Annotated in this window: 32 protein-coding genes; 5 read left to right on the top strand and 27 right to left on the bottom strand. The window is 62.7% G+C overall.

What is annotated here, in order from left to right:
- Positions 1-2: 2 nt before the first annotated feature.
- The 16 genes from U5809_RS33845 to U5809_RS33770 all read right to left on the bottom strand — a co-directional run bounded on the left by U5809_RS33845 (position 3) and on the right by U5809_RS33770 (position 8,966).
- The gene (locus U5809_RS33845) at positions 3-548 is read right to left on the bottom strand and encodes a phage tail protein I (protein ID WP_322089746.1); all 546 of its coding nucleotides are present in this window, start codon (positions 546-548) and stop codon (positions 3-5) included.
- On the bottom strand, positions 538-1,449 hold the full coding sequence (locus U5809_RS33840; protein ID WP_322089745.1) for a baseplate J/gp47 family protein: 912 nt from the start codon (positions 1,447-1,449) through the stop codon (positions 538-540). The genes U5809_RS33845 and U5809_RS33840 overlap by 11 nt, the downstream gene beginning before the upstream one ends.
- Positions 1,446-1,826, bottom strand: coding sequence for a GPW/gp25 family protein (locus U5809_RS33835; RefSeq protein ID WP_322089743.1), 381 nt, complete (start codon positions 1,824-1,826; stop codon positions 1,446-1,448). Before U5809_RS33835 ends, U5809_RS33840 begins: the two co-directional genes overlap by 4 nt.
- Complete coding sequence (locus U5809_RS33830) at positions 1,823-2,557, bottom strand: phage baseplate assembly protein V (RefSeq protein WP_322089742.1); 735 nt, start codon at positions 2,555-2,557, stop codon at positions 1,823-1,825. Before U5809_RS33830 ends, U5809_RS33835 begins: the two co-directional genes overlap by 4 nt.
- A 120-nt stretch (positions 2,558-2,677) precedes the next feature.
- Complete coding sequence (locus tag U5809_RS33825) at positions 2,678-3,148, bottom strand: phage virion morphogenesis protein (protein WP_322089760.1); 471 nt, start codon at positions 3,146-3,148, stop codon at positions 2,678-2,680.
- Entirely contained in the window at positions 3,145-3,621 is a 477-nt protein-coding gene (locus U5809_RS33820; RefSeq protein ID WP_322089741.1) for a phage tail protein, read from the bottom strand. The genes U5809_RS33825 and U5809_RS33820 overlap by 4 nt, the downstream gene beginning before the upstream one ends.
- Complete coding sequence (gene lysC / locus U5809_RS33815; RefSeq protein WP_322089740.1) at positions 3,618-3,857, bottom strand: Rz1-like lysis system protein LysC; 240 nt, start codon at positions 3,855-3,857, stop codon at positions 3,618-3,620. Before lysC ends, U5809_RS33820 begins: the two co-directional genes overlap by 4 nt.
- A complete protein-coding gene (gene lysB / locus U5809_RS33810; protein WP_322089739.1) occupies positions 3,745-4,185 on the bottom strand; it encodes an Rz-like lysis system protein LysB in 441 nt (146 codons plus the stop codon). The genes lysC and lysB overlap by 113 nt, the downstream gene beginning before the upstream one ends.
- Positions 4,182-4,631, bottom strand: a complete 450-nt coding sequence (locus U5809_RS33805; RefSeq protein ID WP_322089738.1) for a D-Ala-D-Ala carboxypeptidase family metallohydrolase — start codon at positions 4,629-4,631, stop codon at positions 4,182-4,184. Before U5809_RS33805 ends, lysB begins: the two co-directional genes overlap by 4 nt.
- Before the next feature lie 30 nt (positions 4,632-4,661).
- A complete protein-coding gene (locus U5809_RS33800; protein ID WP_027808298.1) occupies positions 4,662-5,066 on the bottom strand; it encodes a phage holin family protein in 405 nt (134 codons plus the stop codon).
- Positions 5,054-5,497: a hypothetical protein gene (locus U5809_RS33795; protein ID WP_322089737.1), complete on the bottom strand. Its 444-nt coding sequence runs from the start codon at positions 5,495-5,497 to the stop codon at positions 5,054-5,056. The genes U5809_RS33800 and U5809_RS33795 overlap by 13 nt, the downstream gene beginning before the upstream one ends.
- Before the next feature lie 7 nt (positions 5,498-5,504).
- Positions 5,505-5,711 (bottom strand): tail protein X, encoded by a 207-nt coding sequence (locus U5809_RS33790; RefSeq protein ID WP_027808296.1) that lies wholly within the window; start codon positions 5,709-5,711, stop codon positions 5,505-5,507.
- Entirely contained in the window at positions 5,711-6,211 is a 501-nt protein-coding gene (locus U5809_RS33785; RefSeq protein WP_322089736.1) for a head completion/stabilization protein, read from the bottom strand. Before U5809_RS33785 ends, U5809_RS33790 begins: the two co-directional genes overlap by 1 nt.
- Positions 6,212-6,313: 102 nt before the next feature.
- Positions 6,314-7,000, bottom strand: a complete 687-nt coding sequence (gpM, locus tag U5809_RS33780; protein ID WP_322089735.1) for a phage terminase small subunit — start codon at positions 6,998-7,000, stop codon at positions 6,314-6,316.
- A gap of 9 nt (positions 7,001-7,009) precedes the next feature.
- Positions 7,010-8,062 (bottom strand): phage major capsid protein, P2 family, encoded by a 1,053-nt coding sequence (locus U5809_RS33775; RefSeq protein WP_322089734.1) that lies wholly within the window; start codon positions 8,060-8,062, stop codon positions 7,010-7,012.
- Between the two features lie 46 nt (positions 8,063-8,108).
- Complete coding sequence (locus U5809_RS33770) at positions 8,109-8,966, bottom strand: GPO family capsid scaffolding protein (RefSeq protein ID WP_322089733.1); 858 nt, start codon at positions 8,964-8,966, stop codon at positions 8,109-8,111.
- Between the two features lie 153 nt (positions 8,967-9,119).
- Here U5809_RS33770 and U5809_RS33765 point away from each other — a divergent pair, with 153 nt between their 5' ends.
- From U5809_RS33765 to U5809_RS33750, 4 genes are all read left to right on the top strand, one after another.
- The gene (locus tag U5809_RS33765; RefSeq protein ID WP_322089732.1) at positions 9,120-10,937 is read left to right on the top strand and encodes a terminase large subunit domain-containing protein; all 1,818 of its coding nucleotides are present in this window, start codon (positions 9,120-9,122) and stop codon (positions 10,935-10,937) included.
- The gene (locus U5809_RS33760) at positions 10,937-11,974 is read left to right on the top strand and encodes a phage portal protein (protein WP_322089731.1); all 1,038 of its coding nucleotides are present in this window, start codon (positions 10,937-10,939) and stop codon (positions 11,972-11,974) included. Before U5809_RS33765 ends, U5809_RS33760 begins: the two co-directional genes overlap by 1 nt.
- Positions 11,975-12,396: 422 nt before the next feature.
- On the top strand, positions 12,397-12,651 hold the full coding sequence (locus tag U5809_RS33755; protein ID WP_027808291.1) for a type II toxin-antitoxin system HicA family toxin: 255 nt from the start codon (positions 12,397-12,399) through the stop codon (positions 12,649-12,651).
- A complete protein-coding gene (locus tag U5809_RS33750) occupies positions 12,648-13,037 on the top strand; it encodes a type II toxin-antitoxin system HicB family antitoxin (protein WP_059588399.1) in 390 nt (129 codons plus the stop codon). Before U5809_RS33755 ends, U5809_RS33750 begins: the two co-directional genes overlap by 4 nt.
- 3 nt (positions 13,038-13,040) lie before the next feature.
- Here the strand turns inward: U5809_RS33750 and U5809_RS33745 are convergent, their stop codons facing one another.
- The 11 genes from U5809_RS33745 to U5809_RS33695 all read right to left on the bottom strand — a co-directional run bounded on the left by U5809_RS33745 (position 13,041) and on the right by U5809_RS33695 (position 19,867).
- Positions 13,041-13,325, bottom strand: coding sequence for a hypothetical protein (locus U5809_RS33745; protein WP_322089729.1), 285 nt, complete (start codon positions 13,323-13,325; stop codon positions 13,041-13,043).
- A complete protein-coding gene (locus tag U5809_RS33740; RefSeq protein WP_322089728.1) occupies positions 13,322-13,840 on the bottom strand; it encodes a hypothetical protein in 519 nt (172 codons plus the stop codon). Before U5809_RS33740 ends, U5809_RS33745 begins: the two co-directional genes overlap by 4 nt.
- Complete coding sequence (locus tag U5809_RS33735; protein ID WP_322089727.1) at positions 13,837-14,763, bottom strand: ParB/RepB/Spo0J family partition protein; 927 nt, start codon at positions 14,761-14,763, stop codon at positions 13,837-13,839. Before U5809_RS33735 ends, U5809_RS33740 begins: the two co-directional genes overlap by 4 nt.
- 2 nt (positions 14,764-14,765) lie before the next feature.
- Positions 14,766-15,026 (bottom strand): ogr/Delta-like zinc finger family protein, encoded by a 261-nt coding sequence (locus U5809_RS33730; RefSeq protein ID WP_322089726.1) that lies wholly within the window; start codon positions 15,024-15,026, stop codon positions 14,766-14,768.
- 13 nt (positions 15,027-15,039) lie between these two features.
- Complete coding sequence (locus U5809_RS33725) at positions 15,040-15,318, bottom strand: ogr/Delta-like zinc finger family protein (protein WP_322089725.1); 279 nt, start codon at positions 15,316-15,318, stop codon at positions 15,040-15,042.
- Positions 15,315-16,757 (bottom strand): replication endonuclease, encoded by a 1,443-nt coding sequence (locus U5809_RS33720; protein WP_415877981.1) that lies wholly within the window; start codon positions 16,755-16,757, stop codon positions 15,315-15,317. The genes U5809_RS33725 and U5809_RS33720 overlap by 4 nt, the downstream gene beginning before the upstream one ends.
- 676 nt (positions 16,758-17,433) lie before the next feature.
- Positions 17,434-17,631 carry a hypothetical protein gene (locus U5809_RS33715; RefSeq protein WP_322089724.1) on the bottom strand — a complete coding sequence of 66 codons (198 nt, stop codon included), beginning with the start codon at positions 17,629-17,631 and terminating at the stop codon, positions 17,434-17,436.
- Positions 17,632-17,656: 25 nt separating this feature from the next.
- Positions 17,657-17,875, bottom strand: a complete 219-nt coding sequence (locus tag U5809_RS33710) for a hypothetical protein (protein ID WP_322089723.1) — start codon at positions 17,873-17,875, stop codon at positions 17,657-17,659.
- A gap of 1 nt (position 17,876) precedes the next feature.
- Positions 17,877-18,800 (bottom strand): DNA adenine methylase, encoded by a 924-nt coding sequence (locus U5809_RS33705; RefSeq protein WP_322089722.1) that lies wholly within the window; start codon positions 18,798-18,800, stop codon positions 17,877-17,879.
- Positions 18,797-19,042, bottom strand: a complete 246-nt coding sequence (locus U5809_RS33700; RefSeq protein WP_322089721.1) for a hypothetical protein — start codon at positions 19,040-19,042, stop codon at positions 18,797-18,799. The genes U5809_RS33705 and U5809_RS33700 overlap by 4 nt, the downstream gene beginning before the upstream one ends.
- 264 nt (positions 19,043-19,306) lie before the next feature.
- Positions 19,307-19,867 carry a hypothetical protein gene (locus U5809_RS33695; protein WP_322089720.1) on the bottom strand — a complete coding sequence of 187 codons (561 nt, stop codon included), beginning with the start codon at positions 19,865-19,867 and terminating at the stop codon, positions 19,307-19,309.
- Between the two features lie 389 nt (positions 19,868-20,256).
- On the opposite strand from U5809_RS33695, the gene U5809_RS33690 reads away from it, so the two are divergent.
- Positions 20,257-20,595, top strand: a complete 339-nt coding sequence (locus U5809_RS33690; RefSeq protein ID WP_124583477.1) for a DUF3693 domain-containing protein — start codon at positions 20,257-20,259, stop codon at positions 20,593-20,595.
- Positions 20,596-20,646: the final 51 nt, after the last annotated feature.

The following is a 20,646-nucleotide window of genomic DNA, read 5'->3' as shown; positions in this document are numbered from 1 at the left end:
GTTCATTGTTCCGTCAACGTCAGACGACGATAGAGCGCGGCCTGTCCACCAGCCCCGACACCGATCGAGCCACTAAGCGAAAACCCCTGCGTGAAGGTGTAGTGAGCGCGCACGGGTTTCGATCGATCGACTTCGCGCAGAATGTCGGCGATGTAATCCGCGGTCGGCGGGTTGCCGTCACGTGCGGCCACAGTCATGAAAAGTTCGAACGTGTACGGCGCGGCGGGCGGGGTTTGCTCGAACCACTCGCGAAGAACGATGTTTCCGCCGAAGCTTTCGACCACGTCGCGCACCGCTGCCGCCGTGCCGTTCTTGCGCGCAATCGGGATTGCCGCTTTCACGCGTGCCCGGCGCACCTGTTCCGGCCATTCGTTTTTCCACGTGACGACGCCCAGATGCCAGGCGAGCCACGGGAGCAGATCAAGGGGAATGCGTTCCGCGTTCATCAGGTCACGCAGGGGAACGGGAACGTCACCGAGCGGCGCATTGGCTCGCGCCGCTGCACGCATGAGCGGCGACGCGTTCGGCGGCAACAGGTCATCCGCCATACACGCCCCCGTGCTTCACCTTCAACGACGAGCAGAACGACGCCTGCGTGGACGTAATCGCAATATCCTTCGCAGGGGAAATGAGCACGACGCGCTCGACGCCTTCGGCATGCAGCGCGGCATAGATCCCGGACAACGGGATTTCCCGGCCGTTGCGCCGCGAGTTGTCGGCGAACTTCTGCGCGCGCGACTGTGCCTCCGTGATGACCACGCCCGAATCAGGCCCCGCGTAGGTGTAGATGATCGCGTCGATGCCGTACTTCACGATTTCGGCGCTTCTGACCGTTACCTTGTCCGTCAGCGGGCGAACGTCGTCAGCGCTCAACGCCGCCGCGACCGCATCGATTACGGCTTGCGGTGCCGTCCCGTCGCCTTCACGCACGAGCACCGACACGAGCACTTCGCCCGGATTCGGGCTCGTCGCCGATGCATCGAGCACCGAGCCGTGCGCCGCGCGTGCGTGCGAGCGATACGCGCCTTCCGGCCCTGCAACGGAATAACCTTGCGGCGCAAGCTGTGTGCGGTCGCGCAGGTCGTCGTTCGACTCCATCACCGGGTCGGTGCCGGTATCCGGATCACCGGGCGTGACGACCAAGCGCTCCACGCCGAGCAGCGCCGCGAGCTGATCCAGATCGCCGTCCATCGCGAATGCGAGCATCAGCGCACGCGCTGCGTCGTTCACACGCTGGCGCAGGTACATTTCGCGATACACGCTTTCCTGCAGCAAGATCGTGATCGGCTCGGATTGCAGTTCGAGCTTTGCCGCGACCGCCGCGCGAATCTCGTCAGGTACGAGCGCGAGGAAACCGGCCTTGCGCTCGGCAAAAAGCGATTCGAAGTCGATTTCTTCGACTACGTTCGGCGCGGGCAGACGCGACAGGTCGATAACGCTCTGGCTCATGCCCGGACCCCCGACACGTCGACGGACGATTTCACACTGACCTGAACTTGCCGCCCGTTCACCGTCTTGTAGCCCTCGATCAGAATCGGCACGCGGCCGTTCCGGAAATCGCCAGCGGCCAGCACAGCGGCATCGAATGCCACTTTGGTGAGCGTGAGGCGCGGCTCCCACCGCATGATCGCGGTCGCGACCGCTGCGTAGACGCGCACGAGCAATGCGCGGTTCGCGGGCCCGTCGATCAGGTCCGGCAGTTCGGAGCCGAACGTGCGGCGCTTGACGCGCGAGGCGAGCGGGGTCGACATGATGATTGCGAGCGATTGCGACAGGTGTTCGTCACCGTCGATGAATGCCCCGGTTTGTGCGTCCATGCCGCTCATGCGCCCGCCGGAAGTGCGGTGGACGTGATCGCGAACTCGCCCTTAGCTTGGTGCGGATGGTGGATCAGGCTTATGTTGCCCGCCTGATGGTCAGCGGCAGTCACAACGCCCTTAAATTCCGCAGGTCCGGCGATACGCATGACCGGGCCGGAGCCGCCCTCACCGGCCTGTCCGTCCGCACCCGACAGGAACACGAACGGACCTTCGACGGTGAGCTTGCCCTTGCACGTCGTCTGTTTGGCGTCGAGCGTGATCGTTTCAGCCTTCACGGTCGCGTCTTTCGTTTCCACGACGACGGACGCGGGAGCGACCATGCGAATCGTTGCACCCGCAGGCAGATCGACCGTCAGCGCGTGCCATTCCTCGTCATAGGAGATACGTGCGCCGTCATCGAACTGCATCACGTGTTCGGCAACGCTCGTGCTCGGCGCGGGCCGATCTTCGGAGTACAGCGCGCCCGAGACGATCCCTTGCGCGAGATCGCCCATCGGGCAATCGATTTTGACCTGTTCGCCGATCGTCGGCGCGCTCCACGTGCGCAACGAACCAGCGCGCGCGGTAGTCCAGCGAAGCCAACCGGATTGAAGCCCTTGACCGTCGGAATCTTCATCGCCGATCGCGACGCGACACACCGGGTTCTCTGCGTCCGATGCGTCGATTGCGAACACGCGACCGAACAGCACGCTATTGCGTGCGACTCGTCGCGCTTCATTTGCTGCCGCTTGCTCCACTGTCGATGCTCCCGAATATCACGTGAACATCATGGCGCGCGCGCGAACGCCCGGCGAGCACATGCGGCCGTGCTCGTGCCGGGTACAAAAGGCGTGAATACGAGAGACGTTGCGGAAGAATCAGGTGCGTGAAATTCGGCCCTCGAGATGCGCCATCAAGCGACCCCGGATCGATTCGCGATCATGCGCGGCGACACCGACGAGCGCCCGACGCGGGTACCGGTATTCGGGGCCGTGTGGTGCGACTGGTGCGCGCTCGCCGTATTGGTGGACCGCTGCGATACGGGCGATGCGGCCCGCGAAGCCTACCGCCGCTTCGTCGGCGCTGGCTTCGACCTTCAACCATCGAGCGGTGCGCAGCTTCTGGAACATCGCCTGTCGCCGGATGCGCCCCTTACGTGATCGCGCGCTCGCGCGCTTGCGGGGCTCGTATGGGGTGCCGTCAGGGTTCAACTGCTGCGCGATGCGTTCGGACTGTTGCCGCCGCATAACGCGCGCGACCCCCATCAGCGCGGCCCGCCGCTGTGATGGAGAAAGCCGTGCGAGCAGTTGGATCGCCAGCATTTCGAGCGCGTGCAGATCGTCGGTCATTTCTTCGGCCATGCCCCGGACGCCAGATCGCGCCCTTCGACCCACGCAGCCGAATCCCAATCGGTATTCGCGGGCAAGCTGTCATCCACGTGCGTAAATGTGCGTTGTCCGTTCTCACCCACTCGCGCCACAACGCTTTCGGTGAGCTTGACGCGAACGGACAGGTCAACCGTGCTGTTGTTCAGCACATCGGCCTCGAACTCGATCCCGTGCGCCTCGTTGTCGCGATTCTGGAACAGATCGGGTTGATTCGCCTGCGCCCACTGCACAATCGCCCCCATGACCGAATCCGTCGACCCGCCGAATTCCAGCATCACGAGTCGCGCGAAGTAGCGGTATTCGAACGACGCGGTTTGTCCAGGCGACGCCGCGATGTGCCCGCCCTCCACGAACATCAACAGCCGGTCGGGATTTTCAGGAAGGCCCGGCACCGCCGCCGTGATCGCGGCGCGAAGCGAATCCGATTTCTTCACTTCGCGCCCGCCGTCGCCGTCGAGTCGCCAGCATCGGCCCGCGCCTGACAGTCAAAAATCATGTCCACGACTGCCGCGCAACGCGCCCACGCCGCTCTCACGGCCGTAAGCGTCGTGCTCATGTCACCGTTCGTTGCTGGCGCCGTTGCAGCCATCGTGCAGCGTGTCACCGTCGGGCATGTGTTGAACGTAATCACAGGCCCCGGTGATGGCGGGACTTGCGTGCAAGCGGGCAATGCCAGCAGGCAGGACAGTATCAGCCCATGCGCGAGATTCGGGCGTTTCATTGATGATCCTCCGGGTTGCGTCCTCGATCCGCTTCTGAGCAATGTCGATCTTCGATTGCGTGACGCCGAGCCGCTGTTGCAGCTTGGCGTTCTCCTGCGCCGTCGCGAGCAACGCGGCAATCGTGTTGTCACGCGCCATCACGGTTTCGCGGGCCTTTGACGCCTCGTCCTGCGCAGCCCGTAGGTCGCCGCGCAGGTCTTTGACGTAGCTCACTGCGCCCCATGCCGCGAGCGCGGCAACGGCGACAGCGAGCAGCCGTCCGGCGACCGGGTTCATGCGCCGACCGTGTAAGTCGTGTGCTCACCGCTGAAACTCGCGGTCAGCACCTGTCGGCGGGGCTTCTTTCCGTCAGCAGCGAGCCCGATATGCACCCACCGCCCGCCCTCGTGAATGACCTGATCGAACGGCAAATTCGACGCCGCAAGCTTGCGCACCACTTCGAGAGGTGAGCCGAACGCGGGGCAGACGAAATCGGCCGCGAGCCCGTAAAGGTGTGCGCTGTCCGATACGCCGCCGACTGCGCGGTTCAGCGCCGGACACCGGAAACCCGACGAAACCAGAATCGGCTTTCCGCCGAGCAGCACGCGGGCCTGTTCGAGTGTTTGGGCTAGGCGACGCAGGTTGTCGACCGTTTCGGTCGACGGCGTGTTGTCGATGCCGCGTTTGCGTGCTTCGGTGCTCGCGATCAGTTCGGCGAGCGAGAAATGGTCAGTCAACTGCATGTGTTCTCCCTGAATCCTGTCGTGAAAAATCTATCGGCTCGCGTCGACGCCGCGATCAACCTCGCGCAGCGCCCGGCCGAGCATCCGATCGAGCACTCGCGAACCACCGTAGCCGGACAGTGTGATAACGCCTGCCTCCAACACGGATTGCAGGTCGAGCCATTCCGACACGAAAAACGCAACCAGTCCGGCGACCAGCGACACGACCGTGTCTTTCGCGATTTCCAACGCCACCGAGCGAACCGGCGGATCGTCAGCGGCCAGCTTCTGCAACGTGCTTGCGAGCCCGCCGATAAACGACAGCAGCAGGCACACGGCAAACGCGGCGGCCGGAATGTGCGCCAGATCGTCGCCGAACGTGATCGACGCGGCCCACGCAGACAGCGGCCATACCATCAGCATCCAAAGCCAGTGGTAGCGAATCAGGTTTTGCACACAGCCCTCCGATGACGTTTTTCGAATAGATCGTGAAATGCCATCGCCAGCGAGACGACGGCCATTGCGACAGACACCACGTAAGCGCTCCACATGTCGCCGAGAACGGGCGCGAGCACGAACGGCGGCACCAGATACCAAAACGCCGCGTACAAGTACAACCCCCGCCGCATATCCGCGAGCCACGAGCATGCGAACCGGCCGTGAAAAATCACGTTCGTGAGCACGTCCGCAGCCTGCATAGTTGCGACGACGAGCATCCCGATAAACGGCGCATAGGCCAGCAACCCACCACGCCCGAGCATCATCAGCGCGAGCGGGTATTGCGCGATCCCGCTGCGCGGAGCGGTCGCCACTACGGCCACCATGTAGGCAATCCTCACCGCAGCGGACAGCGCGCGGCGATCATGGGTGTTTGCGAGCCCTTGCATGTCCACCTCAGTCAAAGATTTGAATCAACGGGGCCGTTCCGGAAACCGTAGCTGGGTCGGGAATTTCGACCTCGTAGCCGATCGGCAGGAAAAGCCCCACGTCGGCAATGCCGGGGTTCGCCTCCAACACCGCCTCCACGACGCCATCGGTTCGGCCGAGCACACGCCAGCAGAGCGCGTCGACCGTTTCGTTTTGGAGTGCGTGCGCCTTCATCAGATCAGGTCCACCGTGACGCGGCCGCGCCTCATCAGGTCGGACATCGCCCAATACGCATCGCGCCGGGCGTCGTCCGGCACGCAATCGAGCGCATCCGCGCGGCGTGCGCCGTCCTTCGACGTGTCGTAATCCCGGTAGCGCTCGGCCAACTGCGCGCGCGCCCATCCGTAGACGGCGCGCCGGAAGCGCTGGATCTGGACGTTCTCCCCGTCGATTTCGAGTGGCGACGTCGCCGAAAGATCGCCCGCCCCGGCGCGCTCGTTCTCGGTGCGCCAGTCGGCCAGCACATCACACGTGTGTGCGATGCCTTCGATCAGCGCCTCACGTAACCGGGCGTCCGTGATCGTGCCATCCACAAGCCGCAGCACGGCACGCGCGTTGCGCATGTCGATCGACGGATACCAGCTATCCACCCGAATGACCGGCGCGGCCGACGGATCGTCGGGCGCGGGCGCAGTGGCGACAGGCACCGGAGCGGTGGAAATCAAGTCGCTCATTTCGGCACCGCCGCGAAAAAGGTGTGGCGGTGGACGCGTGCCGTTTGGTGAGGCTTTCCACCTACCGCCCGGCACGCGTGCCGCCACGTCGCGAGGGACACGTTACGCATCCACGCCCTCACCGTCGGGCATGGATGCAGATTCATCGCCGGAAACCGCCGCTTCGAGCCGCGCGATATCGCGCTTGACGCCGATCTTGTCGTTCAAGTCGAATGCGCGCCGAAACGCGGCGAGCGCGACCGCCGGTTCGTTCGCGGCAGTCGCGAGCCCATACGCCTTGAACAGCTTCGCCCGGATCTGATCCACCATATCGAACGGCTCGGTCAGATCGATCACTTCGGCCAGCATGTACGGCGGTACGTCGGCCGCGTCCGCGAACTCTTCGGCCACGGTAGCGGGTAGCGTGCGTTCGAACTGCGCAGGCATGGTGAGCCCGTGGCGGATCGCGTAGCGTGCGATATCGAATGCGCCGCCCATGTCGCCCGCATCGAGCCGCCACAGCATGATCGTGACCAGCACATCGTCCTGACCACCAGCGTCGCGGTTCAGCGCTTCGCCGACGTATGGCACGTAGTCCGGCAGGACTTCGCGCTTGATCGCGACCTTGCGCGCGACGGATTGCGTTTCCTTCAACCGTCGCTGATCGGTCGCGAGCTTGGCGCGCATCATGTCGGACGCCCTGTCCTGGCCGCGCTGCACGCTCGCCGCGATCGGCGCGTCAGGCTCGCTGACGGCCACCGACGCGGCGACGCGCATCAGGTGCCGGGTGATCGGGGTATGCCTCACCATGCCCGCCCCTTACTGGCCCGCGCCCGGCGCGGCGGGTTCGTCAGCGCCCGGCGCACCAGCGAACACGATGTTTTCGAGCAGACAGCCCGCGCCGAAGTCCTCGATCACATACGCTTCGTTGCTCGATTCGAAGAATTCGAGCTGATCGCGCTTCGGGTTGTCGATGATCGCGCGTCGACGGCCGCTGATTTCCCAGTAGATCGACAGGTTCGACAGCATCGTGACCAGCATCTTGCCGCGCGGCATGAACGGAACTTGCATCGCGCTCACGTTGCCCATGCGCTTCTGGCTGATGATGAGACTTGCTGCGATCGATTCGGTCGGCGGATTGTCCCGGTTCACGATGGGGAAATACTTGTCCAGCATCGTGTCGCGGCCACACAGAACCACGAGGTCGGGATTGTCCGCATACCACGGTTCGATCAGCGAATTGATCGCCTCGTACACGAGCGCGTCGATGTTCGCGTAGTCGGAGCCGGTGCCGCCGATCACGATCTTGCCCTTCGCCTTGCCGTCTGCGACGACGCGACTCGGTGCTTGCTCGCGGTATTTCTGGAGCCAGCCTTTGTTCACGTCCTCCAGATTCGGATTCTTCGTGCGGTCCGACGTGTTGGCCCGGCTGATGCCGTTGAACCCCACGCGGATGCGATCGAGCGCTTGCTGCTGCGCGTTCGCGTCGCGCACCATCGTTTGGAAATTTGGCGTCGTCGCCCACGCATCCAGCTTGTTGTAACGCAGGTGAGTGTCGAAATTCGTCTGCGAACAGAAATAGCGGTTCGGATCGAGATCGGTCAGATCGACCGTTTCGCGTTCCTTCACCTTCGTGTCGGTCGTGCTCGCGATCGGCGCGCCGACAAGCAGACCGAGCTTTTCACCCTCCTGCGCGGTAACGCCTTGGACGTTGATGCGTTTCAGGAGCGCGGCCGATTCCTGAATACGCTTTTCGACTTTCTGTTGCACGCTCGGCACGACCGAAAATTTCTTCGATACGTCGCTGACGCCATTCAGGCGCGCGATGTTTTCGGTGTAACGGTCAACCGCACGTTGAGTATTTTCCAGCATGATTTCTCCGATGAATCGATGTTTCGCCTTGATGCACTGACCGCGATCAGCAGTCCGTCGCGTCCCATTCGCCGCCCGTAGCGGTCGGCCGTTGCGTGCCGCTCGGCTCGCGTTCGAGTCGCTGGCTCAGTGCGTTGAACGCCGCGCGATCCTTCGCGCCTTCCGCTTTCAGCGCATCGATTTCACGCCGCATGTCCTCGATCAGCACCTGTTGCGATGCGCTGTGGTACGACAGACGCGAGGCGATATCCGACGGAACGGCACCACCAGTCGAATCCGCGGCCGGTGCCGTCACTGCGCTTTGTGCCGATGCCTGTGCGCCACCATTGGCACCGATGCCGAACAGTTCGGCCAGCTTCGATGCAACGAGCGTCGCAAACGACGCAGGGGGCGCGACCGGGACGGCAGCGGGTTCGTCGTTGAACAGCGCCACGTCGACCTCGACACCGACCGAAAACAGATTTTCCGGCGCGAGCTTGTGCGACTTGAAGTAGTCCGGGTGCTTCGCCGAGAACGCCAGAATTTCGGTCCCGAGACTTGCGGGGCTGTCGGTCACGCCGAGGCCGACCATGTACGCCTTGCCGCTGTCGGCAAAATTCGGTGAGATTTCGATGCTCGTGTAGACCTTTTGGCGGGCCTTCGTCATTGCCTTCAGATCGTCGGTCGGATCGATCTGTGCGAACAGCGCCAGCTTGTCGTCCTCGACCGTGCGCGCCTCGACCGCCTTCACGTCGCCGTACGCGCGGAACGGGCCGTCGGGGAAGATGCCGCGATAGTGTTCGAGAAACACGCGCGCGCCGTACTTCGCCGGGTTGTACGTGTCCGCCATTTCTTGAATCTGCTGTCGCGTGATGGCGCGACCGTCGGTCGTCGCGCCCTCCGTTGCCACCCGCACAAACTTCATCGTGTTTTCTCCCTGTTGGTTCCTGTGCGCTGATTAAGCGGTTCCGTCATCGTGCGCGTGCGCCGTTGCCCCATCAACGCGGTGCGCTGCGCGTGCGGCCGGGTACAAATTCATGCGGTCGATTTCGCCCGCGCGCGCGCATACGCTCGACGCATGGCAAAACCTGCAAACCCTTTCGCCGATTTCCCGGCAGCAAACGACAAGACCGAAACGAACGTGACGAGCCTCGCGACGCGACGCGTCGCGCGCGATCTGTTTTGGAGCGGATGGAAAGTCCGAACGATCGCCGAGTACATCGGCGAACCGCGCTCGACCGTCGAAACATGGAAGCAGCGCGAGGGATGGGACAAGGCAACGTCTACGGACAAGGTGTCCGATGCACTCGTGCAACGCATGCGCGTGTTGATCGCGAAAGACCCGAAACAACCCGGCGATTTCAAAGAGCTTGATCTACTCGGCCGCGAAATGGAGCGGCAGCAGCGCATGCAGGTTCGCGCCGAGCGCATCGAATCCGGCGCGACTGAGACGAGCACCGCGAGCGGTAGCACGCCGCGCGCTTCGTCGCGCTCGTCGGGCCGAAAGACGACGCGCAACGCGATCACACCGGAGCAGCAACAACGCATCCTCGACGCGATCCGCGATTCACTGATCGGGCATCAGCACACGTGGTACGAGAACCGCCATTTGCGCCGTCGGAACATCCTGAAATCCCGGCAGATCGGCGCGACGTTCTATTTCTCGCACGAAGCGCTCGGGCGCGCCCTCGAAACCGGATACAACCAAATTTTCCTGTCTGCGAGCCGTGCACAGGCCCACGTGTTCCGCGCGTATATCCAGAAATTCGCATGGGATGCAGCACAAGTCGAACTAACCGGTGATCCGATGTGGCTCCCGAACGGTGCGGGCCTGATCTATCTCGGCACCAGTTCGCGCACGGCACAGAGCTATAACGGCGATCTGTATTTCGATGAGTATTTTTGGACCAGCAATTTCGCGACGCTCAACAAGGTTGCGATGGGGATGGCGACGCATTCGCATTTGCGGATGACGCACTTTTCCACGCCGTCCACGACGACACACGAAGGCTATCCATTCTGGACTGGCGCGCACTTCAATCGCGATCGACCAGACGACGAGCGGGTTGAAATCGACGTATCGCACACGTCGCTCGCGCGCGGGCTCGCGTGCGGTGATGGACAGTGGCGGCAGATCGTGACCGCCGAGGATGCGATTGCATCCGGATTCACGAAACTCGATCTGGAGGATTTGCGCCGCTCGAACAGTCCGGCCGACTTCGAAAACCTGTACATGTGCCAGTTCGTCGACGATACCGCTTCGGTGTTCTCGTTCCGGCTCGTACAGGCTTGCATGGTCGACTCATGGGACGTGTGGACCGACGTGAAGCCGTTGCTTGACCGCCCGTTCGGTTACCGCCCGGTTTGGATCGGCTATGACCCGGCGCTCACGGGGGACTCCGCCGGGTGCGTTGTCATCGCACCGCCGGAAGAACCGAACGGGAAATTTCGCGTTCTCGAGCGCCATCGCTGGAAAGGCATCGACTTCGAAACGCAGGCTGACAAGATTCGCGAACTGACGCAGCGCTACAACGTCACCTATATCGCGATCGACACGACCGGCATCGGCCACGGCGTCCATCAGCTTGTGCGCCAGTTTTTCCCTCGCGTCATTGCGTTGAATTACTCGCCCGAACTGAAAAATCGCCTTGTCCTGAAAGGCATGTCGGTGATCGGGAAAAAGCGCCTGGAATTCGACGCGGGTATGACAGACCTCGCGCAATCGTTCCTGTCCATTCGACGGTCGATGACGCCGAGCGGCGCAAAGATGACCTACACCGCCGCGCGTAACGAAGAAATCGGCCACGCTGACCTTGCATGGGCCTGTCTTCACGCGCTCGATAACGAACCCCTCGAAGGTGCAAGCCGCGCGCGCAGCACCGTGGAGATTTGCTAATGACTTCCGACCTCGTACCCACCGCACACGATATCGCCACGCGCGCACCGCTAACGTCGGTCGAATCGTTCACGTTCGGCGACACCGTTTCCGCGATGGACGGTGCCGACATTCTCGACTACGCCGAGCTGTGGGCCGTAGACGACTATTTCGAACCGCCCATCAGCCGCGAAGCGCTCGCGAAGTCGATGCGCGCCGGGACGCATCACGCGTCCGCGCTGTACTTCAAACGCAACGTGCTCGCGTCGACGTTCATCGAGCATCCGAAGTTTTCCCGAGACGCGTTTCGCCGCCTCGCGCTCGATTTTATGGTTTTCGGCGACGCCTACCTTGAACGGGAGCGCAACCGCGCGGGTGGCGTGCGCAGCTACCGCCCTTCCCCGGCGAAGTACACGCGGCGCAAAACGGATCTGGTGAATTTCGTGTTCATCGACGGCTGGCTGAACCGCCACCAGTTCGACACCGGCTCTATCTTCCAACTCATGGAGCCCGACGTGAATCAGGAGGTGTACGGCATGCCCGAATACATCGCCTCACTACAGTCCGCGTGGCTGAACGAGTCGGCCACGCTGTTCCGGCGCCGTTACTACGCGAACGGATCGCATGCCGGGTTCATCCTGTACGTGAACGACCCGAACATGGACCCGGAGGACGTGGACGCGATCCGGAAGGCGCTGCGTGACTCGAAGGGCATCGGCAATTTCCGAAACCTGTTTCTGCATTCAGCGGCACGCGGCGGCAGCGGCGAGAAAGGCGCAGTCCAACTGATCCCGATTTCGGAAGTCGCAGCGAAAGACCAGTTCTTTGACATCAAGAACGTGACGCGCGACGACTCGCTTGCGGCGCACCGCATCCCGCCGCAGCTTATTGGCATCGTGCCGAGCAACACGGGCGGATTCGGGGCGGTCGAACCGATGGCGCGCGTGTTCGCCCGGAACGAGGTGGTGCCGCTCCAGCAGCAGTTCTTGAAAATCAACGAGTGGGCGGGCGAGGAAATCGTGCGGTTCAACGATTACGTGTTGCCGGTCGCCGCCTGACCGCTAAAAGTGCCGAATCTGGCACTTTTCGGTGCTGCGTCTGGTGTCACGCGTTGCGCGCCTGTTTGCGTCTGGAAAATCCACCCGAAAATCGCCGAACCCCGCCCCGCGCGGGGCCCGACCGGTCGCACGGGTTGCGTCTGGAATCGCCGTTTCTTTTTAGCCCGCAGGCGCGGAGGGGACTGCGAAATTCCGGGGCGGAAGTGTGATCCGCCCCCACCTACCGCCCGCGCGGCACGGCCCGCCCGAGCCCGCGTCTGGCCCGCTACGGGCCTGCCGCCGTCTCGCCGAACCCCATGCCCCCATCGCGCGCGCGAACCGCGCAGAGGCCCGGAAAACTGGCCGGACGCATGGTCGCGCTTTCTCGATGTGATATCACTTTTTGATTGCATACTGATAGCACTTTCTGCTATCATGCCAGCATGAAATCGAAACACGCCCGCACGCTCGCCGCGATCTTCACCAAGCCGACTTCGGCCGGGATCGTGTTTTCTGACATTGAATCGCTCGTTGCCGCACTCGGCGGCGAAGTCCACGAAGGCGCAGGGTCGCGCATCGCCTTCGAACTGAACGGCACCCGCCGCTATCACCACCGCCCGCATCCGGGCAAAGAGGCGAAGCGGTATCAGGTGGAAGATTTGCGCGACTGGTTTATCGAAATGGGAATCAAGCCATGAACAACGCCATGTCTTACAAGGGATATTTCGCCCGGATCGATTTCGACGGGCGCGATAACATTTTCGTCGGCCACGTGCTCGGCGTGGACGACAAGATCAGTTTCCACGGCGAGACGGTGGACGAACTGTCGCGAGACTTTCACGCGGCCGTCGATCACTATCTGGATGACTGCCAGCGCGCCGGGCGCGAGCCGCAAAAACCCGCATCCGGAAAGCTGATGCTCCGCATCGATCCGGCCGTGCATGCGCGCGTCGGTATCGCCGCTGCCCTGCTGGACGAAAGCATCAATCAGTGGTCGGAGGAGGTATTGGGGCGCGCGGCCCGCGAAGTGTTGGAGCGCGCCGGTTTCGCGAACGACGAGCGCGCCCCGGCGCAAACTGCCTGAACGTTAGGCGTTAGCCGCAACAGGTGATTCGACGGCCGCCGCTCGCTCAAGAGCCGTAATACGTTCATGCTGAGCGAGCAGCAGCGCGGCGAGCGTAATGAACGCTCCACTGTAGCCATTCCCAAAGCCGGTGTGCGTTGCACTGTACTGCTGTTCGAGCCGGAATTGCTTGCCGTTTTCCATCACGATGGTAAGCCCCTTACTGGCGCTATCGAACGTCACCATCTTGATATCGCCGCGCTGTTCGCACGCGGTGACGATGGAATAGCTGTTTTCGTCTTGCATCATTCCCCCTGACATTGCATAGGCGCCGTTGCCTGTTCGACAGGCGCCCGCTGAAAGACTGCTGCGCGGGACATTGCTTTGCGCGCACGTGCGCGCGTCTCGGAGTGCTCGTCCGGATCGCTCGCGACCGATTCAGCAAAATCCCACAACGAACCAATCAAGCCGTCCTGCCTCTGCCATGAAAGACGCACGACACCGTACGACGGCGACGGCATGTCGCGGTTTCGATGTTCCGCCCGCGCGCCGACGGCCCACGATCGCGCCTCACCTTCATCGTAGGCAAGATGGACGAGCGCCCGGCCATCGGTCACCCCCCATGCGGTCAACGATGCCACGTCCGGCGGAATCCAGGCGCGTGCGGCGCACTCCATCCAGACGGCCCACCCGATACCGCGCCAGCCGTCGCGATCACCGGCGTGGAACCATGCTCCGGTGGCCCAACACTGCGCAAAGCGCGGCCCCTCAACGTCAGCCAATGCCCGCAGATCGGCGGCGGTCAGCGCCGCGAGCGCCGTCATTTCGCACCTCGCGCGCGTGTGTTCACGATCGCCGCGCGCAGGTCGGCACCCTCGCCGGACACCGGCCTTTCGATCACGTCGAACACGTCGACGCGAAACACCGGCTGATCTCCCGCCACGTGCATTTTGCTGATCGTGACGTTGTTTTGAGCAGCGAGCCAGTCGAGCAGATCGGCATCGTTTGACCTGGCTGTTTGCTTCTGGCCGCCGACTGCCTTCAGAGCCTTGGGCGTGACCTTCGTCTTACCGGCCGCCGTCGCCGCCTCTTTCGCGGCTTGCAGATGCGCGACAGCGTTCACGCCCTGTTCCTTCATCACCTTGACCGCGCTCGTCGCCGAGACTGCCCCCGACGTGACCATTTCCTTGATCGGCGTCGGTGCCGCCACGAGCGTGAGCGCATTGCGAATCGACGCGACGTTGCGCGTCAAGCGCCGCGCGATTTCCTTCTCATCGATTCCGCGGCCGATCAGGCGTTTGATCACCATCGCCTCGCCGAGCAGCGTCAGACGGCGGCCAGAGTTATCGAGAATCAGGCCAAAAATCCGATCTTCTTCGGTCGTGCCGCGTACTTCGTTGATGACCGGCACCGCTTCGATGCCCGCGCCTTCGCTGTTCGCAAGCAACACGCCATCCCACCGTGTATGACCGTCGGACACGTAAAGATAGCCGTCGGCCGCCGCTGCGACCTTGATCGGCTTGTGGCGAAAGAACCCGTTCGCCTTGATCGAGTCCGCAATCTCGCGAACGGCCGTCGGGTACTCCGGGTCAGCCTCGCGCGCTTCATTGAATTCGGGCCGGACGCGGATCGCGCCAAGCGAAACCATGTAGACGTCGGCCGTGCCCTGCCGAAACGGCTTCACGATCTCTTTCACATTGCCCGGCACCAGTTCCATTTCGGCCTGCACGTTCGTGACAGCATTCATCGTTAATCCCCTTTCAAGTACCCCAGCGACGGAATGTCGCCATCATCAGAAACAGACCCGCTATCCGGCGAGTCATCGAAAAGCGAAAGCGACGCCCGCCGCTCGGTGCGCTGCACCGGCCCCTCTGGCGTCATCGTGAGCGCGGTTCGATACGTGTGACCGCACAGCACGTTGTCGCACTGGAAATCCACGTTCCAACACAGATCGGACGTTCGCAGCATCACGCGCGCGATACCCCGCGCCTTGCAATGGGGACATGGCATGGTCCACCGCATGTCACAACCCGGCCCGCTTCGCCGTCCGCGAATTGACGGTGCCGCGCAGTGGGTCAGCGCGCACGATCGGCAGATTGAGCCCATCGCGCGGCGACGCCGACGGCGAAAGGGAGTACAGGATTTCGAGCGACGCAGGCGCACGAAACCCGCAGTCCGGGCAGTAGAAGTACAGGCGGCGCATGGTGTCGCTCATCGGTTCAGAATGGCGCGCCTCGATATGCCCGTCACACGCGGGACATTCGATCGTCATGTCGTGCGGATCGCGATAGCTGGCGTTCATACGGCTCCCGATTGGTTAGGTTGCGTGTGGGGCACGGCGTCGGCCTTTTCGTAGTCGGCGAGCCAGTCGGAAACGTCGTGCGTGGTGAGGGTGTGCGCGCCGTCGACGCGCATGCGGCCCGGATCTGCGGGCGGATCGATGCGAAATGATTCCGCGTATTCGAGCCACGCGGCGACCGGCGTTTCCACCGCGTCGACGTGCTCGGGCTGCTGCGTACAGTTATTGACACCAGTCCAAGGGCGGGCGGCTGCGCCGCCGCGCCGAACCACTCGCCACACGTGACGCGTTGACGGAACGAAGATTTCCGTTTCGCGGGTGTACGAGCAAAGCCCGTCAACGATGCTCGCAATGCCGATTGCCTCGACGCCATGCGGCACACGAACCGGCGCGATGCCGTACCGCCCTTCGCGGTGCTCGACCGTGTGACGGATGTAGACCATACGGGCCTCGCCCGCGATGCCGCCCATCGCACGCGAATACGCGGCCCAATCGGCGGGTTTGTCCTCACGCTTCTGCGCGGCCGTCCATGCGGCAACGATGCGCGCCGATTCCTCGATCGCGGGTAGATCGTCCTCTTTGACGCGGCGCAGCTCGCGCCACACACCAACCGGCGCACCGCCGAACTGCTGAAACTGTCGGATTCCCCACAACGCGGCCCACGTCTCGACGCGTGCCGACGGCGTGATTTCATCGTCATCCCACATGTCCGACTGCACGACGTAGCCTTCGTTTGTCTTGTGGTCGCCGACCGCGTGCCCGTCGATGTTCTTCGATATGTATTTGGCGATGTATCCGACCGCCGAGCCCTTCGCCTTGTCGATCAGTTCGAAGCGCACGCGGTGCTCGCGCGCACCGGGCTCGCTACCGGAGTCGCGCAGCCCGTGCTTGCGCATGATTTCGCAGAAGCGCTTGATATCGTTCGAGAACACCAGACCATGCCAATGCGGCGAGCCGTCGTGATGCGGCTCCGCAACGCGCATGCCGAAATACGTCACGCCCTCGCGGCTCAATTCCGCGCGGATGCGTTGCCATACCTTCCGCAAGTACGCCTGCCCGTCGCGCGGCGTGACGTCCGTATAGTTCGGGTTCGGTTTGAACCAGCTACCGGTCTGCCTCACGGCATGAAACCGGCTCGGGCACGTCAGCGTGAACATGACGCCGCGATACCGCGCGCCGTCGGCCAGTTCCTCCAATCCACGCAGGCGCGTGAACAGTTCGCCGCGCTTCAACGCCTTGTTCGAAATGCCCTTCGCGGCCAGTTCGGCCAACGTGAAGCGCTGGCCGTCCTCGTTCTCCATCGTGACCGCTTCGAGCGTGCGGGCGTTGCGCCGATTCTGCGCAATGCGACGCCGCACGGCCTCATCGCTCGCGTATGGCTCCGCTTTCAGGTGGACGAAGTGCAGCCGAATGTTCGAGTGCTCCAGCCCCCGTATGTGCATCTTGCGCAACTGGCGACGCCACCACAGTTCGCACTTCACGCGCGCGACCTGATCGGCCGGATGCTCGAAATTAGGCATGTCGATACCGTAAGCGCCGCACGTCGCGCGAGCGACGACGAGCGCATCGGCCAGTTCAAGCCCATACGCGCGCATCGTCACATCGGAAGCAATGCGGCGGGCTTTCATGCAGATTTCATGATCGGTCGCATCAGGCGATACCGGCATGCCGTCGGGCGCGTGGACTTCCAGAAAGTCGCGCAGCGTGTTCGCTGCTGCGGCGAGATCGAACATATGCGCCGCGTTGAACCCGGTTCGCTGGCGGTACGTGCGCGCGCTTTCACGCCCGGCCTCGCGCGCCTGTTCGAGCGCTCGGCGCATCCACTTCACGGGAAGACGTTTCTTCGCCTTGCTTGCTTCGGGTAGTTTCGGAACGCTGCTTTCCGCGTCGCGCGCGTAAATCCACATAGAGACGGCCGAGAATCGAGAGAGGGAACGTTAGGCGGGTTGCGTCGATTTAACGGGCCATGCGGGCTCGGTGCCTTCTTCGGGATGCGTGCCGCACCATGCGAGCGCAAACACGATAGTGAGTAGCCAAATCGCCCACAGCGGGAGCGGCTTTTTCACGGGTGCATGTTTCATCGTCTTGACCTCACAACAGCAGAATGGAAAAACGGCGTTATGCGATCCGCAGTGGGCTACCGTCGTCACCAACAACAAACAGGTTCACGTCGCGCAACCGGTAAAAATTGTTGTTGCCGTGTACGACGTACTCATCGCGTTGCGGATTGATTTCGACGGGGAAAATTGCACCGGGCAGCGTCTGACCGTAATACTTGCTCGATCGCTTGATCTTCGCGTGGATCTGCTGGCTCATGACCACTCCATCTGTTGTTGACCCGCTAGTAGCGGAATAGAAAGCGTCTCTTCGAAAGATTGCGTAGAAGCGGTCGGAGAACGTGCATTGCGGCCGCTTCGGCCTGATCCGACTCGGCAGTGCGCGCCGGGCTCGACAGTTCGGGGGGAGTAGCGAGCACGCCCGCACCGATGCCGAAATCCGCTAGATCCTCGATCAGCAATTCGCGCGTCGTCATGGTGCTGTCGGCGCTCGACTGATCCATGTCAGCCCCGCGCGCCTGCGACCGCGAACAGGGGCATTTCCTCGATCGCGTCGAGCCGTTCGACCTCGCGCGGCTCGATCCCTGCCGCCGCACACGCCGACGGCGATATCCAGATCACTTCTTCGCGCGCCACGGTTCCCGCCTGGCTGTTCGCGCGCGTCTTCCGCGTGAATCGAGCCCACCCGGCAAGCGCGCGCTCATACATATCCGACGCGTAGCCGCTCACGACGGCCATTCCGCGAAGGTTCGCGAGCATCGCCAGCAAATCGGCATGCTCAAACGTGGACATTTCGCATCGGTAGTCGCGGCCGATGCCGCGCGAGACGCTGTTGCGGACTTCCGGCAGATACGGCGGGTCGACGTAGAACAGCACGCCCGGCGCGTCGTATCGCGCGATCAGTTCCACAGCGGGCATGTTCTCGATCATGGTTCCGCACAGACGCGCGCCGATCGCGCCGAGCCTGCCCGGATACCGCTTCCACTGCCCCGGCCCGTCCGACCACACATCAGCGGCAAATCCGATCGGGGCATGCAGCGGCCGGGTCGACCCCACCGAACTGAAACCCATCTGCGCGCGGACACAGAGGCGTCGCGCACGCTCGATCGGCTCGTCGGTAGTCGTCCACGCGGCATCGAATTCCGCGCGGGCGTATGGCGTCAATTCGAGCGCTCCAATCAAGCGCTCGCGCGACGCATCGTCACGCACCACACGGAAAAGGTTCACGATTTCGCCATCCAGATCGTTGTAAATCTCGACAGGGCTTCGCGGCTTCTGGAGAAGAACAGCAGCCGAGCCGCCGAAGGGCTCGACGTAGATATCGTGTTCTGGAAGGTGCGCGAGCACCCACGAAGCGATGCGAAACTTGCTTCCCACGTAGCTGAGAAGCGGCGCCGTAATGCCGGTTTCCGTTGCCGCTCGCGTCACGCTGCCTCCGCGAGCACCGGGTGAAGGCATTCACGTGCCACGAGTAACGCCATGTCGCGCGACATGCAGCAGTCAGGGGCAATACCGCCTTCTTCGTACCAGTGGAATTCCGAGCCGTTCGCCGCGAAATACCCACCGCGCAAACACTCGCCGCGTGAACCGCGCTCATAGAAAGGGCCGGTTTCGACAATGCCGGGCTCGATCTGGCGCGGCGCAGCAGCCTGAAGGTCCGCGAGCGTCATGCGGACCTCACGATGGTGAATGCACGCTCGACGTGGCGAAGCGTCACCGCTTGCCGCTCTGCTTCATCGCTCGCGCGTCGACGTGCGATGTGCTCGGCGTTGCTCGCACGGATCATCCGTCGAATCGCGAGCGTAACCGCCTCTTGTTGCTGAGGAATGCTATAGACAAGAGCCATTGAATCACCCCGCTATGTGTGTTCGTACTATCGAGTGGAATTGCTACCGCCGAGGGTGACCGCGGTCACGCGGTCCCCGGCGTTCGTTTCAGGCTGCACACATCGCCCCTGCCCCGGCGCGCTGATCTGCCGGGCGGGGCATGGAGAACACCAGCGCGCCCAATCGCTCAAGCCCACGCAAGAACGCCGCGTGCTCTGCTGACATGACGTCCGTCGGAAGCATCACGACCGTGACACTATCGGCCGGGCCAGCCGGATCGAAACCGAACCACAAGCCCGACAGTTCCTGCGCCGCACGTCGTAGCGCTTTGTCGCGCACGTCATCACGCGTTGCGTTCCTCGACACAACACCGGCTAGGCGGATTGCATCGGCCCACAGTTCGCACTGGTGATGCGACAGCAGCGTCCGAGCGTTCACGATGATCCGATCCGCGCACTTCAACTCGCGATACAGCGCGTCGACGCCACCGCGTTCAATCGCGTCCTTCCGCTCGTCGGCGCGAGTCATCCCCTCGCCGGTCACGTTGTCGCGCTCGTTCGCGTTTGACCACTGGATTTTCTGGTCGAACGTCAACACGGACAGCACCGTGCGGATGATTGCGTGCGCGGCCCGCAGTTCGTCGCGCAGTTCGTTTTCGATGTTTTTCATGCGGCCCACCCTGCCTGTTGCATGTTCGGAATCGAAGTCCATTTCTGGACTAGTCCAATCATTGCGTCCATCAGCGCACGGAAATACGGTGCGACGGATTGGCGCGTGAGCGCCGAAGGTGTAAGCGTTTGTTGCAGCGAAACGTGCATTTGACTTCCCCTTGTTCAACCCCTTGAACGGATACAGCGTGAAACATCGCCCCGGCCCGTGAGGGATCAGCTCACAACCGGCGGGGTTGAAAACCGGTGCCGAGGCGACGGGTCGGAGAATAGTCTCATCTGATTAAACGTGTCAATAGCTGATGCGTCTCAGTCGCGGAGACAGTTGCATCTAATGAAGCGTCGCAGTACCTTTGACGCCGGGTTGAATTGATTTACAAGGGGTTGTCTATGAAAACGACAGTCGATTGGCTCGACGCGGTGAAAGCCCGCCTCGACCTTCCCTCCGACTACGCCGCAGCAAAAGTGCTGGGTGTGACGCGTGGCGCGGTCAGCAAGTACCGCAACCAGCAATCAGTGTTTGATGAGAAAACGGCTATCCGCGTTGCGGAAATTCTCGGCGTCGATCCGTTCGAAGTGATCGCCGCTGCGCATGCCGAAAGCTCGCGCGACGATCGCACGAAGGCAATTTGGGTTCACGCTCTGGAAGTTTTTTCCAAGGGCCTTCAGGGTTTTCGACGGCTGGCGCTACCCGCTAACGCTTGTGGGGCATTGGTCCCGCAGGTGTAACGCCAGCTTTAGTTAGCTTTCTGAACTGTAACGTTCTTCACGTTATGTCAA

Source organism: Burkholderia sp. BCC1999 (assembly GCF_905339975.1).
In the GTDB taxonomy this organism is placed as follows: Bacteria; Pseudomonadota; Gammaproteobacteria; order Burkholderiales; family Burkholderiaceae; genus Burkholderia.
Note: the sequence above shows the minus strand (reverse complement) of the source record. Positions and strands in the feature narration are given on the sequence as shown.

Coding starts and splice junctions, on each gene's coding strand:
- U5809_RS33825 (WP_322089760.1), bottom strand. CDS start 3,148: ATGACCGACGATCTGCACGCGCTCGAAATGCTGGCGATCCAACTGCTC.
- U5809_RS33755 (WP_027808291.1), top strand. CDS start 12,397: ATGAAATCGAAACACGCCCGCACGCTCGCCGCGATCTTCACCAAGCCG.
- U5809_RS33735 (WP_322089727.1), bottom strand. CDS start 14,763: ATGAATGCTGTCACGAACGTGCAGGCCGAAATGGAACTGGTGCCGGGC.
- U5809_RS33750 (WP_059588399.1), top strand. CDS start 12,648: ATGAACAACGCCATGTCTTACAAGGGATATTTCGCCCGGATCGATTTC.
- U5809_RS33840 (WP_322089745.1), bottom strand. CDS start 1,449: ATGAGCCAGAGCGTTATCGACCTGTCGCGTCTGCCCGCGCCGAACGTA.
- U5809_RS33835 (WP_322089743.1), bottom strand. CDS start 1,826: ATGAGCGGCATGGACGCACAAACCGGGGCATTCATCGACGGTGACGAA.
- U5809_RS33805 (WP_322089738.1), bottom strand. CDS start 4,631: ATGCAGTTGACTGACCATTTCTCGCTCGCCGAACTGATCGCGAGCACC.
- U5809_RS33690 (WP_124583477.1), top strand. CDS start 20,257: ATGAAAACGACAGTCGATTGGCTCGACGCGGTGAAAGCCCGCCTCGAC.
- U5809_RS33795 (WP_322089737.1), bottom strand. CDS start 5,497: ATGCAAGGGCTCGCAAACACCCATGATCGCCGCGCGCTGTCCGCTGCG.
- U5809_RS33745 (WP_322089729.1), bottom strand. CDS start 13,325: ATGATGCAAGACGAAAACAGCTATTCCATCGTCACCGCGTGCGAACAG.
- U5809_RS33700 (WP_322089721.1), bottom strand. CDS start 19,042: ATGACGCTCGCGGACCTTCAGGCTGCTGCGCCGCGCCAGATCGAGCCC.
- gpM (WP_322089735.1), bottom strand. CDS start 7,000: ATGGTGAGGCATACCCCGATCACCCGGCACCTGATGCGCGTCGCCGCG.
- U5809_RS33790 (WP_027808296.1), bottom strand. CDS start 5,711: ATGAAGGCGCACGCACTCCAAAACGAAACGGTCGACGCGCTCTGCTGG.
- U5809_RS33770 (WP_322089733.1), bottom strand. CDS start 8,966: ATGAAGTTTGTGCGGGTGGCAACGGAGGGCGCGACGACCGACGGTCGC.
- U5809_RS33725 (WP_322089725.1), bottom strand. CDS start 15,318: ATGAACGCCAGCTATCGCGATCCGCACGACATGACGATCGAATGTCCC.
- U5809_RS33740 (WP_322089728.1), bottom strand. CDS start 13,840: ATGACGGCGCTCGCGGCGCTGACCGCCGCCGATCTGCGGGCATTGGCT.
- U5809_RS33715 (WP_322089724.1), bottom strand. CDS start 17,631: ATGAGCCAGCAGATCCACGCGAAGATCAAGCGATCGAGCAAGTATTAC.
- U5809_RS33710 (WP_322089723.1), bottom strand. CDS start 17,875: ATGGATCAGTCGAGCGCCGACAGCACCATGACGACGCGCGAATTGCTG.
- U5809_RS33785 (WP_322089736.1), bottom strand. CDS start 6,211: ATGAGCGACTTGATTTCCACCGCTCCGGTGCCTGTCGCCACTGCGCCC.
- U5809_RS33720 (WP_415877981.1), bottom strand. CDS start 16,757: ATGCACATACGGGGGCTGGAGCACTCGAACATTCGGCTGCACTTCGTC.
- U5809_RS33775 (WP_322089734.1), bottom strand. CDS start 8,062: ATGCTGGAAAATACTCAACGTGCGGTTGACCGTTACACCGAAAACATC.
- U5809_RS33845 (WP_322089746.1), bottom strand. CDS start 548: ATGGCGGATGACCTGTTGCCGCCGAACGCGTCGCCGCTCATGCGTGCA.
- U5809_RS33765 (WP_322089732.1), top strand. CDS start 9,120: ATGGCAAAACCTGCAAACCCTTTCGCCGATTTCCCGGCAGCAAACGAC.
- U5809_RS33760 (WP_322089731.1), top strand. CDS start 10,937: ATGACTTCCGACCTCGTACCCACCGCACACGATATCGCCACGCGCGCA.
- lysB (WP_322089739.1), bottom strand. CDS start 4,185: ATGAACCCGGTCGCCGGACGGCTGCTCGCTGTCGCCGTTGCCGCGCTC.
- U5809_RS33695 (WP_322089720.1), bottom strand. CDS start 19,867: ATGAAAAACATCGAAAACGAACTGCGCGACGAACTGCGGGCCGCGCAC.
- U5809_RS33730 (WP_322089726.1), bottom strand. CDS start 15,026: ATGCCATGTCCCCATTGCAAGGCGCGGGGTATCGCGCGCGTGATGCTG.